The following is a 769-nucleotide window of genomic DNA, read 5'->3' as shown; positions in this document are numbered from 1 at the left end:
GAGACCTTCTCCAGTTCCAACGCGTTGACCAGCTCCACGGTCGAGAAGAAGCGCACTCGACGGTGATGGTGCTCCACGGCCTGCACGCCGATGGCGGTGCCGAGATGGGTCTTGCCCGTACCTGGGCCGCCGACCAGCACGATGTTGTGCGCCGACTCGAGGAACTCGCAGCGGTGAAGCTGCCGCACCAGTGCTTCGTTGGCCTCGCTGCAACTGAAGTCGAAGCCGGTCAGGTCTCGGTAGGCTGGGAAGCGCGCCACCTTCATCTGATAGGCCAGCGAGCGCACCTCGCGCTCGGTGAGCTCGGCCTTGAGCAGACGCGACAGGATGGCCACGGCCGACTGGTAGGCCGGCGAGTCCTGCGCCGCCAGGTCGCCCAGCGCTTGTGCCATGCCGTGCAGCTTCAACGACTTGAGCATCTCCAACATGACTTCATGCTGCATGATGCACCTCCCGATCTCGCAAGCTGTCGTAGCGGCCGACGTTGGCCTGCGGTTCGACGTGCAGCGCCAGTGCCTGTGGTGAGGTGATCGGTGCCACGGGCTCGCCTTCCAGGAGGCGGCTGAGGATGTTCAGGATGGTTTGCTTGGACGGGGCACCCGCCTCCAGTGCGAGCTCCACCGCAGTGAGCACGGCCTGTTCGTCGTGCAACAGCACCAGCGCCAGGATCTCGACCATCTCGCGATCGCCACCAGGGCGTTTGAGCAGTGTGGATTGCAGGCGTCGGAAGCCCTCTGGCAGTTCGGCGAACGGTGCGCCGTTACGCAGC

The 769-nt window shown here is 65.0% G+C and carries 1 protein-coding gene and 1 pseudogene; both read right to left on the bottom strand.

Annotated features, from left to right (window positions below; translation table 11 throughout):
* Nucleotides 1-443 (bottom strand): ATP-binding protein (locus C404_RS58710; RefSeq protein ID WP_021197871.1); only part of this gene is annotated, 443 nt, incomplete at its 3' end.
* A pseudogene (locus C404_RS58705) lies at nucleotides 433-769 on the bottom strand (IS21 family transposase); the annotation flags it as partial. The gene C404_RS58710 and the pseudogene C404_RS58705, both read right to left, overlap by 11 nt.

Source organism: Ralstonia sp. AU12-08, from assembly GCF_000442475.1.
In the GTDB taxonomy this organism is placed as follows: domain Bacteria; phylum Pseudomonadota; class Gammaproteobacteria; order Burkholderiales; family Burkholderiaceae; genus Ralstonia; species Ralstonia insidiosa.
Note: the sequence above shows the minus strand (reverse complement) of the source record. Positions and strands in the feature narration are given on the sequence as shown.